Below are 22352 nucleotides of genomic sequence, written 5' to 3'. Positions count from 1 at the left end.
ATTTTGTAGGCGCCTTTTTTAGGCGCCTTTTTTTATTTTTACTCACTACTAGTAACTGCAGCGCCACAGCTCCAACAGATAGCAAACTGTCCTTCGTTTTGCTCTCCACAGCCAGAGCAGTACCAATCGGCGTTGTTCTCATTTCGATTAAGCCTAGACTGATACTCTTGCACAATCGTCACGGCTTTTTTCTCATGATATGTGTTGAGTAGCCAGATGTATGCATCTGTATCATCACCAAAAGGCAGTTCGCCCTGCAAACCAAACAAGCCTTCTCCTCTTACTTCGCAAGCGACATGCTCAGATCTTAAAAGCTCACAAACTATGTGAGCTTCAGTTGGGTTTCTAGCGATGAAAATCTTCACTAAACACTACCATTTTGCGTATTTGGTTTGATTCTAACCTTCGACATAACCCATTTAGCGATGAATGGAAATAAACCAAGTAATGCAAAAGAGCCAAGCACGACGGGCGATACAATGCCAGAAAGGCTGTTTATTTGAGATAGTTGAGTGCCAGCATTGAGATAGACTGCGGTGCCGGGCAGCATTCCTAATTGACTGACAAGATAAAACCTTAAGGTGCTAATTGGTGTGAGCCCCATTAGTAGGTTAATGAGAAAGAAAGGAAATACGGGGATCAGCCTTAGTGAAAACAGATAAAAAGGACCATCTCGTTCAACGCCTTTATTTATTGCCGACAACTTATCGCCAAACTTACTTTGTACCCAGTCACGAAGGAGATATCGACTACTTAGAAATGCGAGAGTCGCACCTATCGTGCTGGCAAAAGAAACCAATACTAAGCTGTTCCAAAAACCAAATAGTGCCGCGGCTAAAAGTGTAACTACTGCAGCTCCAGGGATAGAGAAAGCAGTAATAGCAACATAGGCAAAAAAGTAAATCACAACGGCGGAAACAAAATTGTCAGAGATATATTGATTGAGAATCTCTTGCTGAGCTTTTGCGTTTTCAATGGTTAAGTATTGACCAAAATTAATACCAAGGAAAATAATTAGTAGGACTAGGATGGTTCCAATGATGAGTTTCTTATTCATTTGCCTCTCCAACAGCTCAAAGAATCGCCTTTTAGGGATAGTGTTAGGTTACTGGTGTAGTAGACAGGGGCTTTCAGAAATAAATTTCAAGACTACAGAAAAAAGCCGACATAGTGTCGGCTTTTTCCAAAGGTGGGTATTTAGATTAAGTGGCTTTGAAGCTCTTCTTTTCTTGCCTGAGGTATGACCGACCAATGTTTACCTTGGATCGCACCTTCTAGGGCCCAAAGTAAATCTAAGCTAACATCGCTTGAATGTGATTGCTTGATGGCTTTAAATGCTTCAACAGAGCCTCTCTGTTCAAGTGCTTCTACAGACTCGATACCTGCTTTTTTTAGCATGCGCTCTGTAGCTAGGCGTAGATTGGGTAAATCCTTTAATCTAGCCGTTCTTCCCACAGATTGAGAAACTTTCTCTTTTTTAGCTGAAAACCAAGCTTGTTTTGCACACTCGAAAGTCTGTTGAGAGTCCTTCTCCCAGTCATCAGGCAATGCAAAATATTTGGTTACTACAGGCAAGCCTTTTTTTGTATACACGTAAGGCTCATATCCACGATCTTTGAAATTTCTCAATGCCTTGTCATCAGCACGAATATGCAGTTTATCATTGGCGATAAGTGCAAACATTGTGTCATCAACAAAAATGCCATAACCACCAAACATTGAGCGAGATTTGATTCGTCCTAACGGCTCAAAGAGCTTCATTGAATCTTTTAAAATTGGTTTGTCCATAACTAATCATCCCAGCTTAGAGATATGCACACGAATGCAAGTTAAGGAGGGTAGGGACGTGAATGAACTACTATGCAGAAAGGTTGAATAAAAAACTCTAGTTTTAATTGCATAACGATCATCGGTAACCCCGCTACCTATTCTTTAAAATAGACTTAGGCCGGAAGCTTTGCGTCCCACTCTCTCAAGTGGTTTGCCATGTACGTATCATTATTAAGTTATTTAATAATAAGACAGGTTTTGCGGAAAGGCTCACTTTTCTTGATATGAAACGTGATCTTGCTTCAGAGGATGATTGTAAATAAATGCGAATAGATTGTAGTACAAAATGAGCGCCAAAAATTAATTCAGCGCTAAAATACGATACATTCTACGTATATATTAGATTAATTACTGATATCTTTAACAGTATCTCGCTCAACCACTTCAGGTTGCATTTCAAAGATACGCTTTTCATGTTTTTTGTCTTTGATACGCTCAAGCAATATTTCGAATGCATTTTTACCCACACGACGTTTTGGTTGGTGAATGGTCGTCAGAGGTGGTGAGAAATATTCAGCAAGCTCTATGTTATCGTATCCAATCACGGACATATCTTCAGGAATACGAATGCCTTTCTGCTGAAGTCGGCTCATTAAGCCAAGAGCCATCGTGTCGTTGAAGCAAAATACAGCCGTTGGTCTTTTGTCCATCACTGCGATTTTGTCAGCAGCGAGTACAGCGGTATCACACTCGAAGTTACCTTCTAAAATCCAATCTTCATTGACTGCGATATTTTCTTCACCGAGTGCTCTGGTATAGCCCCGGATACGCTCTTGGCATGCAGCTTTTTCTAGTTGACCACTTAAGCATGCAATGTCAGTGTGACCTCTATCAAGTAGGTAGCGTGTTGCAAGGTAACCACCTTCTTCTGAATTGTCGATGATTTTATCTGCTTGAGAGCTCTCTGGGCCCCAGTCCATGATAACTTTTGGAATGTCAGGGTGACTATCAAGCATAGCTAAAAGTTCTTCGGTCAAATCAGAACACATGACCAGCATGCCATCGACTCGTTTTTCAGCCAGCATGCGAATATAGTCTTTTTGCTTTTCATAGATGCCGCCAGTGTTACATAGAATCAACGTGTACCCTTGGCGGTAGCAGTAGCTTTCTACACCGTCAATGACTTCAGAGAAAAACAAGTTGGTAGACTGGGTAACTAACATGCCGATTGTTCGTGTCGTATTGCATTTTAAGCTACGCGCGACAGCACTAGGAGCGTAATTAAGCTCTTTAACTGCCTCCATGACTTTTTCTTGCGTTGCTTCAGCTACAAAGCGAGTTTTATTGATAACGTGTGAAACGGTTGTAGTTGATACACCGGCAAGGCGTGCAACATCTTTAATGGTGGCCATAACGTGCTGTCCTGTTAGTAACTACCTAATCCAGTCCCACTGGATAGGCAGAAAATCTTCATCAAATTGTGTTAACAAAGGCAGGTTGACTTTTAAGCTTGAATTATTCGACTATACGGCTTTGATGTGTAAAAAGGTCAACTCGCCCAAAGGCTATTCAATCCTCTTACTTTTGTTGAGAACTAAGCAAAGCCTTGTAAATTCTGTATTGTGTTTTCGTTGCTAATCGATTGCGCGCTTATTTTGTAGTGGTTCTAGTACAATCCCGCAAGAAAAACTCCCCTTAATAACACAATGCACCTGTTTTGTCATGAGTTTCTGTTAGCTGTGTCGGGTGACGCAAGATATTCGCAGTCGAGTTCTAAAAAAGAAACTAACAGGCGAGTAAAAGCTGCGTAAAATCCAAACTGGTCTTTGGCGTTAATCTGCTCTTTAAAGTCATACATCCATGAAAGTAGGTAGCTTCGAATAAATGTTTCTTGTTCTTTTAGAGCGCTTTCTAGGTGTGGGCGTTGCTCTAGCTCGTTGGAACGAATAATGAGGTTTCCCAGAAAATCGAGGATATTTGATATGTGGTCAGCTGGCTCGTTATGAATTTGATCAAGCGTTATATTGTGTGATTGCATAATGTTAATGATTTCTTGTGCAGAGACTTTATGGGCCGGATTGGCCATATTTTGATAGCTAGAGGCGCAAGCGGAAATTGAACGCTTATCTGAACTTAAAAAGAGATCGCTGAAATCTGAGGAGAGTTGGAGTTGGGGATCATCCATATGACAGATTTTATTGATGCATTTTAAAAGGTCATCACTTGGCTCAGTAAGTACCGGTACATCTCCCAAACTTTCAATGAATGTCTTTATTTCCGAGCTCCGATATTGTTCTAGTTCGGCTTCAGACAGTTCTTTGATGAATATGCTAGCAATCCACCAGTAAATTTCTGCTCGTTTATCGTTAAATGCTTTTAAGTCGATCATGCTTCTGCAAATATTCCATTCATGCTTTTAGTGTAATCAATAAATGGAAATCTGCTTGAGAATTGCCAAAACTAGGCATTGATAGAAACAATAGGCACAGAAGAGTTGCTAGTTAAAGGCCTAGGTAGGCCTCTAACTTATTTGGTGAGAGTTAGTGAGTTTCGCTGGTTTTTGATTCGGTAAAATCTCTGAGAACCCAGTCTCGTATGCTTTGCCAGATTAAACCGAGTCTTTCATGCCAATAAATTTCAGTTTGCTCTAAATATTTGGCTTTAGGTGTGTACTTATCCCAAGGTTGCGAGATGTTCTTTTGAGCGAGGAAGTTCGTTGGTGCAGGAATAGGGTTAAGACCTGCTGCATGGAATTCGTTTAACGCTCTAGTCATATGACTTGCAGAAGTAACCAGAACGAGGTTTTTTTGTTTAACAAAATCCACCGCTTGTCTTGCTTCTTGCCAAGTGTCTTGCGCAGATTCTAATAGTAGAACAATTTGAGATTTCGGTACTCCAAGTGACAGAGCGACCTTAGCCATCATGCGAGCATTACTGACTTCCGAGCCTGCGGCATAGCCAGACAAAATTAGCTTGGAGCCCGGATACATGCGCATGATTCGAATGCCTTCGACTAAACGCATTAATCCAGTTCTACTCAACTCTGAAGTAGGCGGTATTTGATCGTCAACCACATGACCACTGCCGAGTACCATCACGTAGTCTATATGTTTATCGACGGGGAAGAAGGCACTGTGCTGTCTTTCTAATGGCATTAGAAGACGAGTTGATACAGGTTGGAAAGAAATTAAAAAGATACCAGTTAAAGAAAACAAAACGACTAAGCAACCCGTTTTACGTCGGGTGGTAAACATAATAAGCATAAGGCCTAAAAAGCCAAGAATTAACATGGCAGGTAGAGGCATTAGCAATGAAGAAATTACTTTTTTCAGCACAAACATTCTTAAATAGTCCGAAAAATCATCAGTTGATTACAAAAAAGAAATAAACCTTCTTTATTCCTACCGTTCATATGACAGAATAGCAGCACGATTAGCTATGATAACTTACCGACCGTGACTCAAGACCGCAATTTCGACGATATTGCCCACAAATTTGCAAAAAACATATACGGATCAGATAAAGGAGAGATTCGCCAACACATTGTTTGGCAAGATCTTCTCAATATTTTGGATGTATTGGAAGCTTCAAATAACTCATTGCATGTTTTGGATGCAGGAGGTGGGTTGGCTCAGATGTCGCAAAAGCTTGCCAAACTCGGACACGATATTACACTATGCGATCTATCATCCGAGATGTTGCAGTTGGCACAGCAAGAGATTGAAAAGCGTGGGCTGATAAACTCCTACCGCTTTGTTCATGCTCCGGTTCAATCCATTGCAGAGCACCTCAATCAACCTGTCGATTTACTGATGTTTCATGCTGTCATGGAATGGCTTGCCGATCCAAAGTCCGCTCTGAGCACAGTTTTACAACAAGTCAGGCCCGGCGGTGTAGCTTCTGTTATGTTCTACAACCATCATGGATTAATATATAAAAATGTCACCTGTGGAAACATTCCTCACATACTTGAAGGAATGCCTCACAGAAAGAGGTTTAAGCTGCAACCACAAAAAGGGCTCATGCCAGAAGATGTATATCAATGGATCACTGACGAAGGATTCGAAATTTGTGGTAAATCAGGGATACGCTGCTTTAGTGATTACATAGGGAATATGGAATACATGGGTGATTATCAATTCGAAGACGTTTTAGCGCTTGAACAACAATTGTGTAGAAAAGAGCCCTACTTATCCTTGGGCCGATACATACATGTATGGGCTAGGAAAAAAGAAAAATAGGAATAAGGATGAGCGACGAGACTCAGCACGTTGCCCAGCAACCGATTGAAGAACTGGTTGGTTGGATACAGCAACATGATTTTTCCCTGCACCTCTCAACAGAAAGACTCGCATTTCTTATTGCTTTAGCTGTGCTGAGCAACGAAAGATTTGATGAAGAAATGGGAGAGGGGGAGTTGCACGATGCATTTATTTTCGTAACCAAGATGTTTGAACAAACTGGGGAAGCGACTGTATTTCGTGCCAACAATGCCATTAATGAAATGGTTTCTCAAAGACTTCTAAGTCGATTTACTAGTGAAGTAACCGATGGTGCTAGCATCTATCGTTTGTCTCCACTTGCTATCGGTATCACCGATTACTATGTGCGCCATCGAGAGTTTTCTAAGCTAAAGCTTTCTATACAGCTTGCTATCGTTGCCGACGAAATGGCAAAAGCGATTGAAGCTGCGCAGAAAGGTGGCACTACGGGCCACTGGAAGAAAAATGTATATGGTGTGCTCAAATATTCGGTAAGCGAGATTTTTGACCAAATCGATCTCAACCAGCGTGTCATGGATGAGCAGCAGCAGCTTGTTAAAGAGCAAATAGCCGAGCTATTAAACAAGGATTGGCGCGAAGCGATCAATAACTGTGAAGCGCTGCTGACAGAGACTTCAACTACGCTGAAAGAGCTGCAGGATACCTTGCAAGCTGCAGGAGACAACCTGCAAACTCAGCTTCTTGATATTCAAGAAATTATCTACGGCAATACTGAACTGGAGTTCATTGCCGAGACTTTGTATTCGCTACAAATGAAATTAGACAGAATTACCAGTTGGGGACAGCAGGCGATAGATTTATGGATTGGTTACGATAGGCACGTTCATAAGTTTATTCGTACCGCAATCGATATGGATAAAAACAGAGCATTTAGTTCTCGATTGCGCCAATCGGTACAAGACTACTTTGATTCACCGTGGTATTTGACTTATGCCGATGCAGAAAGACTCACTGATATGCGAGATGAGGCGCTAGTTCTGCGCAACGATGAAGTGACAGGCCAAGTACCGCTTGATGTCGAATACGAAGAATTTCAGCAAGTGAACGACGAGTTGTCTGAGCGCATAGGAGAAATGTTACAAAGCCACAAAGAACGTTCAGCTCCAATCGATCTTGGATCGGTACTGCGAGATTACTTATCGTCTCACCCACAAGCACACCATTTTGATTTAGCCCGCATCGTTATCGACCAAGCAGTTCGCTTGGGATATTCCGAGTCTGATTATCAAGCGATTCAACCTGATTGGCAGGCAATTAACGATTATGGCGCAAAGGTACAAGCAAATGTCATTGACCGATACTAATAATGAATACATGCCTGACAATTTGGTTAAGGCGATATCCAATCCCCTGTTTCCTGCATTAGATAGCATGCTGCGTGCAGGAAAACATATTTCGAGTGAAGATCTCGATAATCACACATTGCTAACGGATTTTGAGTCTGAATTGGCAATGTTTTACAAACGCTACAACACGGAACTGGTGAAAGCGCCAGAAGGGTTCTTTTACCTGCGTCCACGCTCAACTGCGCTGATTGGAAGAAGCGTTTTGTCAGAGCTAGACATGCTCGTGGGTAAAGTACTGTGCTTTTTGTATTTAAGCCCAGAGAGGCTGGCACACGAAGGTATTTTTACTAACCAGGAATTGTATGACGAACTACTTCAGCTTTCGGATGAGAAAAAGTTGATGCGTCTAGTCACTAACCGTGCAACTGGCTCTGATCTTGACCGTGAAAAGTTATTTGAAAAAGTGCGTACGTCTTTAAGGCGCTTAAGACGTTTAGGTATGACGATAAACATCGGTGAGACAGGCAAGTTTCGTATCAGTGAAGCTGTTTTCCGTTTTGGAGCTGATGTAAGAACTGGTGATGATGCCCGTGAAGCGCAGCTGCGACTCATTCGCGATGGTGAAGCGGTTGTGCATGACACTAAACCAGATCAAGCAAGTCTGCTAGATGATGAAGAACTTGCGGATATTGGAAATAATTCTGAGTTAGAAGGTGAAGTATGATTGAGAGAGGTAAATATCAATCTCTTACGATGGTCAACTGGAACGGCTTTTTTGCACGCACATTTGATATCGATAACTTAGTAACAACTTTGTCAGGTGGTAACGGTGCAGGTAAATCTACCACGATGGCTGCGTTCATTACTGCATTAATTCCTGACCAAAGCTTACTTCATTTCCGTAATACCACTGAAGCTGGAAGCTCGCAAGCATCAAGGGACAAAGGCTTATTTGGTAAGCTGCAACCTGGTGCTTGTTACGCTGCTTTAGATGTGGTGAACTCGAAAAAACAACGCGTTATCTTTGCGGTAAAATTACAGCAAGTTGCTGGTCGTGATAAGAAAGTTGATATCAAACCCTTTATCATTCAAGGGTTGCCAAGTGATATCAAACCGACCGATATACTGATTGAAAACGTATCGGATAGCCATGCGCGAGTAAGGCAAATTAACGAGGTCAAAGATAAAGTTGGAGCGATAGAGGGCGTATATTTTAAAACCTTTAACTCCATCGTTGATTATCACGCTCAGATGTTCGAACTTGGTGTCGTTCCAAAGAAACTGCGTAACAGCAGTGACCGTTCTAAGTTTTATCGCCTAATTGAAGCTTCACTTTATGGCGGTATCTCCAGTGCAATTACTCGCTCGCTGCGAGACTATCTACTGCCGCAAAATGGTGGGGTGAAAAAAGCCTTCCAAGATATGGAATCTGCATTGCGTGAAAACCGCATGACATTGGCAGCAATTCAAACCACACAGGCTGATCGAGATCTGTTCAAACACTTGATCACTGAGTCTACAAACTATGTGGCAGCGGATTACATGCGTCACGCCAATGAACGCCGTAAGAAGTTAGAGCAGACATTGTCGCTGCGTAGTGAGTTGCAAAAATCGAATTTAACACTTGTTGAGCAAACGAATTTACTCAATAAGATCAGGCAAGACTTGGACATGCTTGCTGAGCAAGAGTCGTCTCTCGAGCAAGATCTGCAAGCGTCTAGTGACCACCTGCAATTAGTACAAACTGCTATTCGTCAGCAAGAAAAAATTGAGCGTTATCAAGAAGACTTAGAAGAGCTAAGTGAGCGTCTTGAAGAGCAAGTGATGATTGTCGAAGAAGGGCAAGAAAGATTGCTCATGGCAGAAGAGCAATCAACATTTGCGGAAGAAGAAGTCGATAGCTTAAAAACGCAGCTGGCAGATTATCAGCAAGCGCTGGATGTTCAACAAACGCGTGCTTTGCAATATCAGCAAGCAGTTCAAGCACTTGAAAAGGCTCAACAGCTTTTAGGTGATGAAGATATTTGTATTGAACAAGCTTCGACACTGTTGTCTGACTTGAAGCAACAAGAGTCAGAGCAAACCAACCAGCTGCTTGCTCTAAAGCATAAATTGGATATCTCTTCGGCGACAGCCAAGCAATTCGATCAAGCTTATCGCTTGGTGAAAAAAGTGGACAGCTCTGTTGCTCGAAAAGATGCCTCGCAATTTGCCAAAGACTCTATTGAAAAGCTTCGTGAAGCGAACTTGGTTGTGCAAAATGAACAGCAATGGCGAACTCAATGTCGAGAAATGGAGCGCTCACTTGCACAAAAAGCTCAAGCTGAAACATTAGTCAAAGAGTTTCAGCAAAAGTGTAACGTGCTAATTGCAGACGAGCTGGCTCTTGAACAGGAGCAAGAACGTCACTCTGCTGTTATTGATGAGTTGGGACTAACAATAGAAGAGCTGCGAGATAAACGTATCGAGCAGCGACGCTTAGATAACGACTGTGACACCGAAATCAAGCAGCTTGAAGCGAGTGCGCCAGCGTGGATTGTTGCGAATGATGCGTTGGTAAAACTTCAAGAGCAAACGTCCGCTGATTTGTACGACAGCCAAGCAGTCATGGTGCAAATGCAGTCGGTTCTTGAACAAGAGCGAGCGCTTACTGTCGAAAAAGATAAACTTGGCGTGCAGCGTGCTGAAATTGAAAAAGAAATTGAGCAGCTTGCTTCGCCTGGAGGCTCGAACGATCCACGACTAAAAGGGTTAGCGGATATTCTGGGTGGAGTTTTACTATCGGAGATTTACGACGATATCACCCTAGAAGATGCTCCATACTTTAGTGCTATTTATGGTCCTGCGCGTCACGCTATCGTGGTGTCTGATTTAGAAGACATTCAAGAAAAACTGGCGGGCTTAGATGATTGCCCAGATGACTTGTACATTATTGAAGGCGATGTAGACGCCTTTGACGACAGCACTATGATGGTCGATGAGTTAGATGGTGCAGTGTGTGTACAGCTTAATGATAGACAAGTCCGTTATTCTCGTTTACCAAAAATTCCTTTATTTGGTCGTGCTGCTCGTGAACAGCGTTTAGAAAGCCTACGTGAGTCTAGAGAAGAGATCGTAGAACAACATGCGAAAGCTGCTTTCGATAGCCAGAAGCTTCAGCGTTTGTTCCAAAGTTTCAATGAATTTGTTGCGAAGCACTTGCAAGTTGTTTTCCAAGATGACCCTGAGAAAGCTCTGCAAGCAGTTCGTGAAAAGAAAAACCAGATCACTCGAGTTTTATCGGATCTAGAGGCTAAAGAGCAGCAACATAGAAGTAGATTGAATGAAAGTAAGTCTGCACTATCGTTGATTGCGAAGTTGGCGCCAAACTTAACATTGTTAGCCGACGATACTCTTCAAGAACGTCATGATGAGTTAAACAGCAAATTGCAAAGCTTGTTGGAGCAAAAAGCTTTTGTTAGTCAACACGGTAAAACTTTGCAAGAGCTGTCGGGGTTAGTTAATGCGCTTGGGGCGGATCCAGAGCAGTTTGAGGCGTTGGAAACTGAGTATCAAACCGCTGATACGAATTTAAAAGCTGTTAAGAAAAAAATATTTGCACTCTCTGATTTATCTGAGAGAAAGCAGCACTTTAGCTATTCTGACTCGGTTGAAATGCTAAGCAAAAGTAGTGAGCTTAGCGATAACCTTAAACGTAAGCTTGTCGAGGCTGAACGTGCAAAAACACGATCTCGCGATGAAGTTAAGCAAGCTCGAAGCCAAGTCGGTCAATACAACCAGCTGCTAGCATCACTGAAAAGCTCCTTTCAAGCGAAACAAGAAACAGTGCAAGAGTTTCGAGCTGAAATGAGTGAGCTTGGTGTTGTCGCAGATGAGGGTGCTTTAGTTCAAGCTCAGCATCGTCGTAATCAGCTTCAAGAACAATTACAGAGCGCGCGAAGTCGTAAAAGTGAATTCGAACGCACGACGACGTCCACTGAACTGGAAATGAAAGGCTTGCTTAAACGAGCAAAAGCGGCGAAAAAAGAGTATATCGAACTTCGAACATTCGTAGTGGCGGCCAAAGCTGGCTGGTGCTCAGTCCTTAAATTGGCGAGACAAAACGATGTTGAAAGCAAGCTGAACAGGCGCGAATTGATTTACTTGTCTGCTGAAGAGCTACGTTCAATGTCGGATAAATCACTGGGTGCGTTGCGCCTTGCTGTTGCGGACAACGAAAACTTGCGAGATGCGCTGAGATTGTCTGAAGACAATGCGAGGCCAGAGCGCAAAGTTCTTTTCTATATTGCAGTTTATCAACACCTTCGCGAGCGTATTCGCCATGATATCATTCAAACTGCTGATCCAGTTGAAGCAATTGAAGAGATGGAAGTGGAGCTTGCGAGACTAACTGAAGAGCTGACTCAACGCGAAAATCGCTTAGCAATCAGCTCTGCGTCTGTAGCCACCATTATTACCAAGACCATTCAGCGCGAGCAAAACCGTATTCGACTGCTCAACCAAGGTTTGTCGAATATTGCGTTTGGTCAGGTAAAGGGTGTACGTCTTAATGTTAAAACTCGTGACAGCCACTCAATTCTGTTGCGAGGTTTGTCTGAACATCAGTCACAGCATAAAGATCTTTTTGAAAGCGCTCGCTTTACCTTCTCCGAAGCAATGGCGAAGTTGTTCCAAAGAGTGAATCCACACATTGATTTGGGGCAGCGTTCTCCACAGATCTTCGGTGAAGAACTGCTTGATTACCGAAACTACTTGGAATTGAGCGTTGAGGTGAACCGAGGCTCTGATGGTTGGCTACAAGCAGAATCTGGTGCTCTTTCAACAGGTGAAGCGATCGGTACCGGTCAGTCAATCCTGCTGATGGTAGTACAAAGCTGGGAAGAGGAAGCACGACGCTTACGTAGCAAAGATATCGTTCCATGTCGCCTGCTGTTCTTAGATGAAGCTGCACGATTGGATGCGAAGTCTATCTCGACGTTATTTGAACTGTGCGACCGTTTAGACATGCAACTTCTAATCGCGGCACCTGAGAATATCAGCCCAGAAAAAGGTACAACCTATAAACTTGTGCGTAAGGTATTTAAAGACCACGAGCACGTACATGTTGTTGGCCTTAGAGGGTTCGGGCAAACCACGCAAAGTGACCCAGAAGAAGCGTTAGCTGAAGAAGTATAACTATATGTAGAAGAGCCCCGAGTTTGGATAAACTCGGGGCTCTTTGTATGTAAGCTACTTTTTATGTGAATCTATTGCAAACATGTAGCAAAGCTAGTCGCAGGCTACACCAAACTGTTGTGCCGCATATTTGACTCTTTCTGCAGGCTTAGGGTATTCGAGTGATACGCCCATAGATTCAATATGATGGAGCCGGGGAAGCAAACCAGCTCCATTTGCTATCTGTATCGCAAGTCCGGGACGAGCATTGAGTTCCAACACCATAGGACCCTCTTCTCGGTCCAAGACCATGTCAGTCCCCATATAACCTAAACCTGTCATTTCCCAAGCGCCAGCGGCTAAAGTTAGCAACTTTTCCCAATGAGGTACGTTTAACGTCAGCAAATCTTTGCCAGTGTCAGGGTGCTGCTCGATAGGTTTATCATATTGAACGGCTCGAATGGCTTTACCTGTCGCGATATCCAAGCCGACACCTACTGCACCTTGGTGCAAGTTCGCTTTACCATCAGAGGCCGAAGTAGAGCAGCGCATCATAGCCATTACTGGGTAGCCTTTGAATACGATAATACGAATATCAGGTACGCCTTCATAGCTGAACCCTTCAAAACAGTCATCAAATTTGATCAGGTTTTCGACCACAGCAACATCATTCTTTCCACCTAAAGAAAACAGTCCGGCCAAGGAATTAGACAGGTGTCGCTCTACATCTTCTTTGCCTATCACCTCACCAGAAGGCTTGGTATACAAGCCATCTTTGTGGGATAAAATGACGAGAATACCTTTTCCGCCACTACCATGGGCAGGCTTAATCACAAATCCCGGCCAATTCTGCACCATTTTATGAATGCCTTTCACTTCAGCTTGGCGGCTGATTACACCAATGAGTTTTGGAACGGTACATCCAGCTTGTTCAGCCAGCAGCTTGGTCTTTAATTTGTCATCAACCATCGGATACTTAGAGCGGTCGTTGTATTGACCGATATAGTGGTTGTTCCTTTGGTTCATGCCCAATATGCCTTTATGGCGGAGCTTAGTCGGAGATGTAAATCGTGAAAACATCGATCAATCCTCCGTCAAAGGCTTGAAGCGGCGAAGCTCAGTTAGGCGGTAGCCAGTATAAGTGCCTAGCATCAAGATACACGCTAGCACAATCAGTTGGACACCAATAAAGTTAAAGGTTAGGTGCTGTATATATGGATTGGTCATGCCTAGGTAGACAATGACTGCGGTAAATAGTGAGCCGCCACCTTGAATCAGTACCTCTTTCGCCCCTTCTTCTTCCCAAAGAATCGACATCCTCTCTACCGTCCAAGACAAAATTATCATAGGGAAGAAAGTAATTGTGAGTCCTTCGGTTAACCCTAGCTTAAATGCCAGAACAGTAAACAGGGCAATAATCATGATGACAGCGATAATGACGGCCGATATTCGTGCAACCAAGAGCAAATTGAGTTTTGACAGATAACTTCGAATAATAAGCCCTGTGCCGACGATAAGCAGGAAGCCGAGTATGCCAGTAAGAAGCTGTGTTTGGACAAAGGCTACCGCAATCAAGACAGGCATAAATGTACCTGATGTTTTCAGTCCGATAATGACGCGTAAAAATACGACTATCAGTGCTCCAATAGGAATAAGCATGATGGTTTTAAACATAGCTTGTTCTTCAAGAGGCAAGCTATGGATAGACAAATTAAGCAAGCCATCAGCTTCAACTTTGTCTTGTGTTGCAGTTTGAGGGGATATTTTTTGCTCGATCATCGAGAAATGGACTTGGCTATTTTGTCCACCAATCACATCCAATAATGAGACATTAGATTCGTCCCATACAAGTAGGTTAGGTTGGATATCTTGATTGACCGTATCTGGGTTAAACAATATCCATTCACTACCATTCCAGACTTCGTTCATCTGTTGTAATTGCTGACGTCTTCGACCGTCTTCAAGTTGAATCACGCCAACCATTTTATTCGGCACATTAGCGTAAGACAGCAGTTGATGGATGGCTTCGACTTTACTCATACTATTGAGAAGCAGCGCCGCGTTTTGACTCTCGTTATCGTTGATGAACTTGATCAACTCGCGGGTGAAGGTAGTGTCATCAGCAGATAACCGATTAGCTCTAGCAATCAATGCGGTTGCAGCGGCCTCTGTTGGTCCGTCAAACGTTGGCTTTTTAATTTTCCCGGTAGGTGCTTCTGCAGTGAAACGTGACTGTGGATCCACTAAAAACTGTGTTTTGTAATAGATGGTTTGTGGGCCCTTTGCATCTCTTACTGTCCACTCAGCACGGTCGCCTGACTCGGATTTAATGTAAGATACACCATAGCCGGGAGAGGATGACGAGCGACTAGTGCGAGTAAAACCATGTTGTGTGTCAGGAATGGCAAGAGAAATCTTTACTGGCTTATCGAGAGCTGTGAACTCAATGCGAGCTTCAACATCCCAAACTTGACGGGTATCTCCCGGCAAATACGGAACTCCGTAGTGTTGATGTCGAAAGACGCTTAGTAGGATGCCAGCGGCGATCAGCATCAGCACTGATAGATAAAAGGGAATTCTGGATGTCATAAGTGTCCTTACTTTTTATTATTTACTTATTTTCCGATTGCAAAAATTGTTTGCTGACGTCGACGGTTGCAATATCTCTAATAAATTCTCGACCTAATAAAATTGGGTATTTCATTTGGGTTCGATCCGCAAGGTTAAACTGGACTTTCTCATGAATTTTTCCAACTTTAATCCATAACTCGATGACAGCTCTACGCTTTGCTTTACTAACAGTAGCTTGTCTCACTTTTACATGCTTTAGTATTGGTGCTTCAACCCAGTTCTTTTCATCAATGGCTTGCTTTCCATCAAATAGGTGGAACTTAACCCACTGTTGACCGTTTCGCTCAAATTCTTGGATATCAACGGCATTTAAAGACGATATTGAAGCTCCAGTATCGATGCGCGCAGTAAAGCTTTTATTCAATGAGTCTATATGAACTTTCTCTAGTTCACCGAGTACAATCTTATTTGATGGGGTTTGTTGAACCTGACTCGCTGTCGGAGAAGGTTGCTTTGCTGCTGCAGCACTAGAGGCTTCGGCAGATTTAGCTTGATTGTCCTTATGATACTTTTCGATATCTGAATTTAATGAGCTGACTTCTGAACGAAGGCTGGAAATTTGCTGTGATTGCTTTCTCAGCTGTAGGTTGAGCTCGCTAATTTTGACATTAACGTTTTTCTCTGACGCTTTGATTGCTTGTAGATTTTCTTGATGGTACTGATCGCCATTTACCAAGCTGCACCCAGACAACAAACTGAATACCAATACTGGGGCTAATCTCTTGTACATTTAAAACCTTATGCTTGGATATAAAACGAAGTGTTGGCTGAGTGTAGCGTAGAAAAAAGGAGGCGTGAAGCCTCCTCAAAGTAGTGTGTGACAGTGCTATAGCAAATATTACCAAACGCTAACACAAGGTTGCTTATGGCTTATCCGCAATCAGAATCGCACGGCGCGGTGCAGGATGACCTTCGGTTGTCTTGCTTGGATCATTTTTGTCCAAATAGTCTGGCAGCGAATTGTGAGTCATCCACTCAGTTGTTCGTTGCTCACCAGTGGATGTTACGCTCTCATCGACTATGCGTACATTTTCAAAGCCACATTTCTCTAGCCAAACCTTAAGCGCTTTCGCTGAAGGGAAAAAGTAGACGTTGCGCATCTGAGCGTAACGGTCAGTTGGCACAAGTACAGCGTTCTCATCGCCGTCGATAACGAGGGTTTCCAATACTAACTCACCGCCAGAGACCAGCTGATCTTTCAGTTGAAGCAAGTGATCGAGTGGCGAACGACGATGATAAAGTACGCCCATACTAAATACTGTATCAAACGCTTCCAGTTTAGGAAGTTGCTCAATGCCTAAAGGGAGAAGGTGAGCTTGTTGGTTATTGCCCATGAGTTTTCGAATTGCTTCGAACTGAATGAGAAATAGGTGAGATGGATCGATACCGACACATAGACGAGCTTGTTCACCCAACATTCTCCACATGTGATAACCATTACCACAGCCCACATCTAGAACAGAGCGATCTTTAAGAGGAGAAATATGCGGAAGCAATCTATCCCACTTCCAATCACTGCGCCATTCGGTATCAATGTGAATGCCGTGGACATTGTATGGGCCTTTGCGCCATGGGTGGAAAGTCTTTAACAGGTTTTCTAGCTTTTTCAGCTCACCTTGATGCATTGGCTCATGATTACTGATAGAAACCGAATCTTTGATGTCGACAACATCAGGTTTGTCAGCGGAGATTTTATTTAGCGCTCTAAGCCAACGGTCGAAGTCGCCATGCTCTGCGTTTGACCAATCGGTTAATTGTTGAGGCAGAACGTTTAGCCAAGGTTGTAGGCGTGTATCCTGAGCGATAAGTTGGTAAAAATTGGCGAAATCAAACATGGTGATACTTCGATATAGTGAATGTAAATACAGAGAACGGGCGCTTATTTAACAGCAAACATGGAGCCAAAGTTAAAGCATTGGAACCACACTTCACAACTTGAAAAGCCAATACTTTGTAGCCTTTCTTTGTGGGTTGGTATTGAATCTGGACGCATGACATTTTCAATAGCGCTACGTTTTTGGCTTACTTCTAATTCGCTGTAGCCATTGGCACGTTTGAATGTATGGTGTAGGTCGATAAGTAGCTCGTTTGATGTGTCATCTTCAAAAGTGTATTTCTCAGAGAGAATGAGGATGCCACCGGGACGAAGTCCAGCATAGATTTTTTTAAGTAGTGACAATCTATCTTCTGGAGCTAGGAATTGTAGAGTAAAGTTCAGTACCACCATTGATGCATTAGTGATGTCAACGTCACGAATATCCGCTTCAACCACTTCTACAGGCGTATCAGAACGGTACGCATTGACATGAAGCTTACAACGTTCAACCATCGCATGTGAATTATCCACGGCAATGATTTGGCAGCCTTCACTCTGAATATGACGACGCATTGAAAGAGTGGCAGCACCAAGTGAACAACCGAGATCGTATACCAACGTATTTGGCTTTACGTAACGTTCTGCAAGCATACCAATAGCAGAAATGATATTGCTATAGCCCGGTACAGATCGTTGAATCATGTCTGGGAAAACTTCGGCCACTTTTTCATCAAACGTGAAATCACCCATCTTATCGATTGGTGCAGAGAAAATAGTGTCTTTTAAGCTCATTTTGGTTCTCTATGATAATGCTACACAGTGTCTGTTCGTTCACAGACTAAAGGGGCGCGTATTTTAAGAGAATTAGGGCGATTTGTCATCTATTGAGTGTTTTACGGGTATATCCAAGCTAGTTACCTCGGATATAAAGTTGGTGAACGAAGTAGAATGCTGGACTGCCTAAGTTGGTTGTCTCAAATACCACCTCTATTTGTTTTCTAGCTTTTGATATTTGGAGTGCTTGATCAAGCAGATAACCTTCATTCTCAGAATGACATTCATATTACGACTTTTCTTTCTGATCAATAGAAAAACAAATCGAATAAATCAACAATCTATTTAAATACAGCCACTTGTGGCCGATTTTCTCGTTGGCACAGCGTTTGCTCCTATCGGTATGTTCTTCACTTTTACTCTCTGTCGAACCCAAGCGAGGATACGTATGGTTAACTTTATTGAGAGAAAAATCCTTTCGACTAGCGTGTTATTGTTATGCGTAACTGCTTGCGGTGGGGGCGGTGGAAGCGAAGGAACTTCAGCTGCAAGCCCAACAGGGAATAGCGAACGAACACAATCAGAGATAGAAGCTATGGCTAGTCTAGCATTGGCATCTCACTCTCCTTCTGAAGACTTCAATTTTAGTACACAACGACAAGTTAACTTTCAGTTTGACTTTACTAGCCTTCAAAGTTTTACCCAACTGTCTATCTATATTCAAGATGGCGATGAACCAGCCTCGTTGCTGGAACAAGTGGAAATTTCGAATTCTTCACACTACAACACCTCACTGTCTGTGCCGACATACTTCAACTCGGTTCTAGTCGTACTTAACAATAACACTTCAGTCCCTTATAGCGTGGCAATTGATAGCGCGAATGTAGCCGTTTATACGTTTAGTGACTAAGGAGAATCCGATGTGGTTTATCCGTTTAATCCTAACTTTTACTCTACTTCTAGGCGTTACGTTTGCTACTTACGCAGCGCCTTCACTACAAATAGATTTAAGTGCTCTTAGCAATGATAATTTCAGTGAATTTGGCAAAAGTGTATCGATATCTAATAACAAAACCATCGTCGGCGTACCCGGAAATCCGAGTGAAGCAGGTGAGGCCTGTATTTATTCGCTTTCAGGCGGAAGTTGGGGGTTAGAGCAATGTTTAACTCCTATTAGTTCAGCAAGTAATATTAAGCAATTTGGTCTCTCAGTTGATATTGCAGGGGAATACGCCATCGTCGGTGCTGTTCGTCAAGCATCGAGTAATACTGGAGCCGTCTACATCTTTAAATACACAGATGGAGCGTGGCAGCAAGAAATTGAATTGATTAATCCTATCAGCTCGTCAAACGATCGCTTTGGTTCCTCGGTGGGTATTGTTGACGGCTATGCTGCGATAGGTTCCCCAAGTTTAGGGGCAAGTGATGATGGCCGAGTGCATATCTACTCTAAAGAGATCATGGGGTGGCAGTTGAGTTCATCTATCACTCCGAGTTCAAATATACGCAGTCGCCATTTTGGTTCAACTATAGATTTAACGGATGACTACCTTGCGATTGGTGACTATGAGTATGGCAGAAGTAAGGAGGGCTCTGTTACAGTCTATAAACAAACTGATGGTGCGTGGGCTAAACAAGCGCGCTTGTCGGGCGGAGCTGTCACCAAGAGTAGCTATTTTGGGTACTCTGTCGCGCTTTCAAAGGATTATCTACTAATTGGTGCTCCTCAAGAAAATCATCCTGACCAGAGAAATAGCAAGAAATGTGGCGCAGTTTATGTGTATAAGCGCAGTTTTGGGCAGTGGGTGCCGCAAACGAAACTGACGTCAAGCGACATAAATCGCAACGATAACTTTGGTCAGTCAGTTGGGATTTATGATGATCACCTCGTCATAGGGGCGAGTGGTGATGATCTGCGCCGTGGTTCAGCTTACGTTTTTAAACTCACGGGGGGCTCATGGAGCCAGGCCAGCAAAATTTCGCTGAGCAATGCAAATAATAACGATTACTTGGGCTCGGCAGTCGCACTTTCCGATAGTCATATTATCATCGGTGCTTACAATAAAAACACGGGGCTTAGCAATACTGGTTCAGCCTATATCTATGAAATTAATAAAGACAATTCTCCGACAGCCGCTGATATTGCACTAGTGGCAATCGAAACTCAACTTCACGAAAATGTCGGGAGCAATCCAGCTGAAGAAGCAGATAGTGACGGCGATGGCCTGTCGAATATCGATGAAATTATGATCCTCAATACCGACCCCAATAATCCTGATTCTGATAACGATGGTCTCAATGATCGAGAAGAAACTATGATTTATCAATCTGATCCACTGTCGAGTGATTCAGATTCTGATGGTTTGTCTGATTTGAGTGAAGTTATTACTTACAACTCTGATCCAATCTCTAGTGATTCAGACGGTGATGGTTATAGTGACTCCGTTGAAGTTTTATCCCTCAATACTGAACCTTCGCTTGTGGATTCAGATTTTGACGGCCTATCGGATCAGGAGGAAATTACAGTAACAGGGACAAACCCTTCGTTAGCAGACTCCGACGGTGATGGCCTGACTGATAATCAAGAGCTCAATTTATACCAAACTCAAGTAGATAATGCTGATTCAGACCTAGATGGGTTCAGTGATGGAAATGAAGTAAACTATTATGAGACTGATCCGTTGGATAGTGGAAGTAAACCGGAAAGCAACACTACAAGTACGACTTACGCCCCAGCTGCAAGCGAAGATGGCACTATGGCATTTGAAGATGAATGGCCCATTACTGGAGACTACGACTTTAATGACGCAGTGGTTAATTACAATGTTGAAGAGTATAGGCAGAATGGGTTGGTAAAGCGTATAACTTTTAAAGTTTTGCCTGTGGCAAGGGGGGCGATGTATGATAACTCTCTTCGCTTGGTTATTAACACCCCTATCAGCAATATCGCTAGTGCATCTACGAAATCTCGCGGGGTGACATCCGATCTCGCTCCTGTGGCTGATGGCAATAAAAGCCAGTTTATCTTAATTGGTGATTTAAAAAGTGCACTTCCACCGCCTCCGGGTTTTAAGCTTTCCAATACACTAACAGGTTCACAAAAAATTAATGGACATCAGTTTGTGGTCACTATTACGTTTAATTACCCAATTGATCCTGTCATTTTAGGGGCACCTCCTTACAATACTTTTATTGCTCGTCAATTAGATAATGGAGAACTGATAGAAGTGCATTTTCCGGGATTCCCTCCAACCCGTCATGCATCTCGACGGCTATTTGGCTCGATCCAAGATGACTCTGATGCCACTCAAGACCGTTTTTATCAAACCAAAGACAATCTACCTTGGGCAATGAATATGCCGAGTACTTGGCATCACCCTAAGGAACGTGTCGATCTCGCTAATGGGTATCCTGATATATTAAATTGGGCTAAAAGCAAAGGGAAACAGAATAAAAACTGGTATAAGAGTAAGCGTAAAAGCCAATTTATCTTTGATAATGTGACTGATCTGTAAGTGGTGACAAAAGCTATAGATCCATTTATGAATATTTGCGGCTAAAACATACTGATTTGGGAATCACCATCGTTTGCTGGGAAAGTCCTCAGCTCTGGTAAAGACGTTGTTTCTTGCAATTTGGAATATAGGTTTTGTGCGAGCTCCGGTGCTTGAATATTGTCTGGAGTATGAATCATTAGATACGGTTGTTTGCCTTGCTCTATCCATTCTGGAAGCTTTTTCAGCCAAGGTTGAAAGAACTGACTATTCTGGTCTATGTCTGGGTGTCCAATAAATCGCACCATTGGGTTTAGTGAAGTAGCGATAGCATGAACAGGGACTTTGGGTTTTTTCTGCTGGGCATCGATAACTGCTGCACTAGAAGGGTCCGCTGCAAATACGGGGCGGCTGTCCATAATGATTCGATTAATTCCTTTTTCTAGTAGCCACTGGTTGAGCTGCTTTTCTTCCTCGCCCTTGTTGAAGAAAACTAGATTACGCACTTCGACCCCTAAACCGCTACTTTCGGGAAAGTAAGTGCAGAAACGCTTCAACCTATCTAAATGCTCAAATGTAAACGCTGCAGGTAATTGAATCGTCCACTGACCAATCCGGTCGTGCAGAGGTTCCATAACGGTGAGGAAGTTTTTTAGCTCTGCTTGAGAGTGATTAAGCATCTGCTGATGGGTGATCGCTTTAGGCAATTTAAAAGTAAAACGAAAGTCTTCGTGAGTGGCAGAGCGCCAATTATTGACGGTTGAGAGAGACGGAGTGGCATAGAACGTCGTGTTTCCTTCAACGCAGTGAAATACTTGAGCATATTTTTCTAATCGCTCAGCGTTTGATGTGCCTTTTCCATAAAAGGATTGTTGCCATTGAGAGTGCGACCACATAGTGAGACCGAGGCGAAGTGGGAGAGGTGGCATATTGTTCTAGTCGTAACGAGTGATACTAAACCAGAGTCTACTTGAGTTTTAAAACTTGGGATAGCTCCAACATAGCGGAAACTCGCATCTTGTAGTGAATTGGGTATATAATCGGCGCAAATTTTTTCCGAATTGTTTCATTGGAAAAATTAACCCTAAAAACATGTTCGTTGAGAGTCGATTTTATCTCGTATTCAGCGTATAAATGTAGGTTT

Annotated in this window: 18 protein-coding genes and 1 riboswitch; of the genes, 6 read left to right on the top strand and 12 right to left on the bottom strand. The window is 42.9% G+C overall.

Going from position 1 to position 22352, the window contains the following annotated elements; translation table 11 throughout:
• Positions 1 to 38: 38 nt before the first annotated feature.
• From L7A31_RS14375 to elyC, 6 genes are all read right to left on the bottom strand, one after another.
• Positions 39 to 365 (bottom strand): putative signal transducing protein, encoded by a 327-nt coding sequence (locus L7A31_RS14375; protein ID WP_237362462.1) that lies wholly within the window; start codon positions 363 to 365, stop codon positions 39 to 41.
• Entirely contained in the window at positions 365 to 1057 is a 693-nt protein-coding gene (locus tag L7A31_RS14370; RefSeq protein ID WP_237362461.1) for a TVP38/TMEM64 family protein, read from the bottom strand. The genes L7A31_RS14375 and L7A31_RS14370 overlap by 1 nt, the downstream gene beginning before the upstream one ends.
• Before the next feature lie 140 nt (positions 1058 to 1197).
• A complete protein-coding gene (locus L7A31_RS14365; protein ID WP_237362460.1) occupies positions 1198 to 1788 on the bottom strand; it encodes a TfoX/Sxy family DNA transformation protein in 591 nt (196 codons plus the stop codon).
• Between the two features lie 120 nt (positions 1789 to 1908).
• A riboswitch (cyclic di-GMP riboswitch) is annotated at positions 1909 to 1996 on the bottom strand.
• Between the two features lie 178 nt (positions 1997 to 2174).
• The gene (gene purR / locus L7A31_RS14360) at positions 2175 to 3182 is read right to left on the bottom strand and encodes an HTH-type transcriptional repressor PurR (RefSeq protein WP_237362459.1); all 1008 of its coding nucleotides are present in this window, start codon (positions 3180 to 3182) and stop codon (positions 2175 to 2177) included.
• 308 nt (positions 3183 to 3490) lie between these two features.
• A complete protein-coding gene (gene torD / locus L7A31_RS14355; RefSeq protein WP_237362458.1) occupies positions 3491 to 4159 on the bottom strand; it encodes a molecular chaperone TorD in 669 nt (222 codons plus the stop codon).
• Between the two features lie 151 nt (positions 4160 to 4310).
• Positions 4311 to 5111 (bottom strand): envelope biogenesis factor ElyC, encoded by an 801-nt coding sequence (gene elyC / locus L7A31_RS14350; protein ID WP_237362457.1) that lies wholly within the window; start codon positions 5109 to 5111, stop codon positions 4311 to 4313.
• A gap of 114 nt (positions 5112 to 5225) precedes the next feature.
• On the opposite strand from elyC, the gene cmoM reads away from it, so the two are divergent.
• Genes cmoM through mukB form a run of 4 tightly spaced genes read left to right on the top strand, consistent with a single transcriptional unit; the run spans position 5226 to position 12514 of the window.
• Positions 5226 to 6011 (top strand): tRNA uridine 5-oxyacetic acid(34) methyltransferase CmoM, encoded by a 786-nt coding sequence (cmoM, locus tag L7A31_RS14345; RefSeq protein WP_237362456.1) that lies wholly within the window; start codon positions 5226 to 5228, stop codon positions 6009 to 6011.
• 8 nt (positions 6012 to 6019) lie between these two features.
• On the top strand, positions 6020 to 7357 hold the full coding sequence (gene mukF, locus L7A31_RS14340) for a chromosome partition protein MukF (RefSeq protein WP_237362455.1): 1338 nt from the start codon (positions 6020 to 6022) through the stop codon (positions 7355 to 7357).
• Positions 7338 to 8063 (top strand): chromosome partition protein MukE, encoded by a 726-nt coding sequence (mukE, locus tag L7A31_RS14335; RefSeq protein WP_237362454.1) that lies wholly within the window; start codon positions 7338 to 7340, stop codon positions 8061 to 8063. Before mukF ends, mukE begins: the two co-directional genes overlap by 20 nt.
• Positions 8060 to 12514, top strand: a complete 4455-nt coding sequence (gene mukB / locus L7A31_RS14330; RefSeq protein WP_237362453.1) for a chromosome partition protein MukB — start codon at positions 8060 to 8062, stop codon at positions 12512 to 12514. Before mukE ends, mukB begins: the two co-directional genes overlap by 4 nt.
• Positions 12515 to 12607: 93 nt before the next feature.
• Here the strand turns inward: mukB and L7A31_RS14325 are convergent, their stop codons facing one another.
• The 5 genes from L7A31_RS14325 to cmoA form a co-directional block, all read right to left on the bottom strand.
• Positions 12608 to 13573, bottom strand: a complete 966-nt coding sequence (locus tag L7A31_RS14325) for an alpha-L-glutamate ligase-like protein (protein WP_237362452.1) — start codon at positions 13571 to 13573, stop codon at positions 12608 to 12610.
• Between the two features lie 3 nt (positions 13574 to 13576).
• Complete coding sequence (locus tag L7A31_RS14320) at positions 13577 to 15082, bottom strand: inactive transglutaminase family protein (protein ID WP_237362451.1); 1506 nt, start codon at positions 15080 to 15082, stop codon at positions 13577 to 13579.
• Positions 15083 to 15104: 22 nt separating this feature from the next.
• Entirely contained in the window at positions 15105 to 15854 is a 750-nt protein-coding gene (locus L7A31_RS14315; RefSeq protein ID WP_237362450.1) for an ATP-dependent zinc protease family protein, read from the bottom strand.
• A 133-nt stretch (positions 15855 to 15987) separates the two neighbouring features.
• Complete coding sequence (gene cmoB, locus L7A31_RS14310) at positions 15988 to 16959, bottom strand: tRNA 5-methoxyuridine(34)/uridine 5-oxyacetic acid(34) synthase CmoB (protein ID WP_237362449.1); 972 nt, start codon at positions 16957 to 16959, stop codon at positions 15988 to 15990.
• Positions 16960 to 17003: 44 nt separating this feature from the next.
• Entirely contained in the window at positions 17004 to 17732 is a 729-nt protein-coding gene (gene cmoA / locus L7A31_RS14305) for a carboxy-S-adenosyl-L-methionine synthase CmoA (protein WP_237362448.1), read from the bottom strand.
• A 430-nt stretch (positions 17733 to 18162) separates the two neighbouring features.
• Between cmoA and L7A31_RS14300 the strand changes: the two genes are divergently transcribed.
• Complete coding sequence (locus tag L7A31_RS14300) at positions 18163 to 18624, top strand: hypothetical protein (RefSeq protein ID WP_237362447.1); 462 nt, start codon at positions 18163 to 18165, stop codon at positions 18622 to 18624.
• A gap of 10 nt (positions 18625 to 18634) precedes the next feature.
• A complete protein-coding gene (locus L7A31_RS14295) occupies positions 18635 to 21229 on the top strand; it encodes an LruC domain-containing protein (protein ID WP_237362446.1) in 2595 nt (864 codons plus the stop codon).
• A gap of 41 nt (positions 21230 to 21270) precedes the next feature.
• Here the strand turns inward: L7A31_RS14295 and L7A31_RS14290 are convergent, their stop codons facing one another.
• Positions 21271 to 22137, bottom strand: coding sequence for a DUF72 domain-containing protein (locus tag L7A31_RS14290; protein WP_237362445.1), 867 nt, complete (start codon positions 22135 to 22137; stop codon positions 21271 to 21273).
• Between the last annotated feature and the right edge of the window lie 215 nt (positions 22138 to 22352).

The organism is Vibrio marisflavi CECT 7928 (genome assembly GCF_921294215.1).
In the GTDB taxonomy this organism is placed as follows: domain Bacteria; phylum Pseudomonadota; class Gammaproteobacteria; order Enterobacterales; family Vibrionaceae; genus Vibrio; species Vibrio marisflavi.
This window is presented reverse-complemented; position numbering and strand designations above follow the sequence as displayed.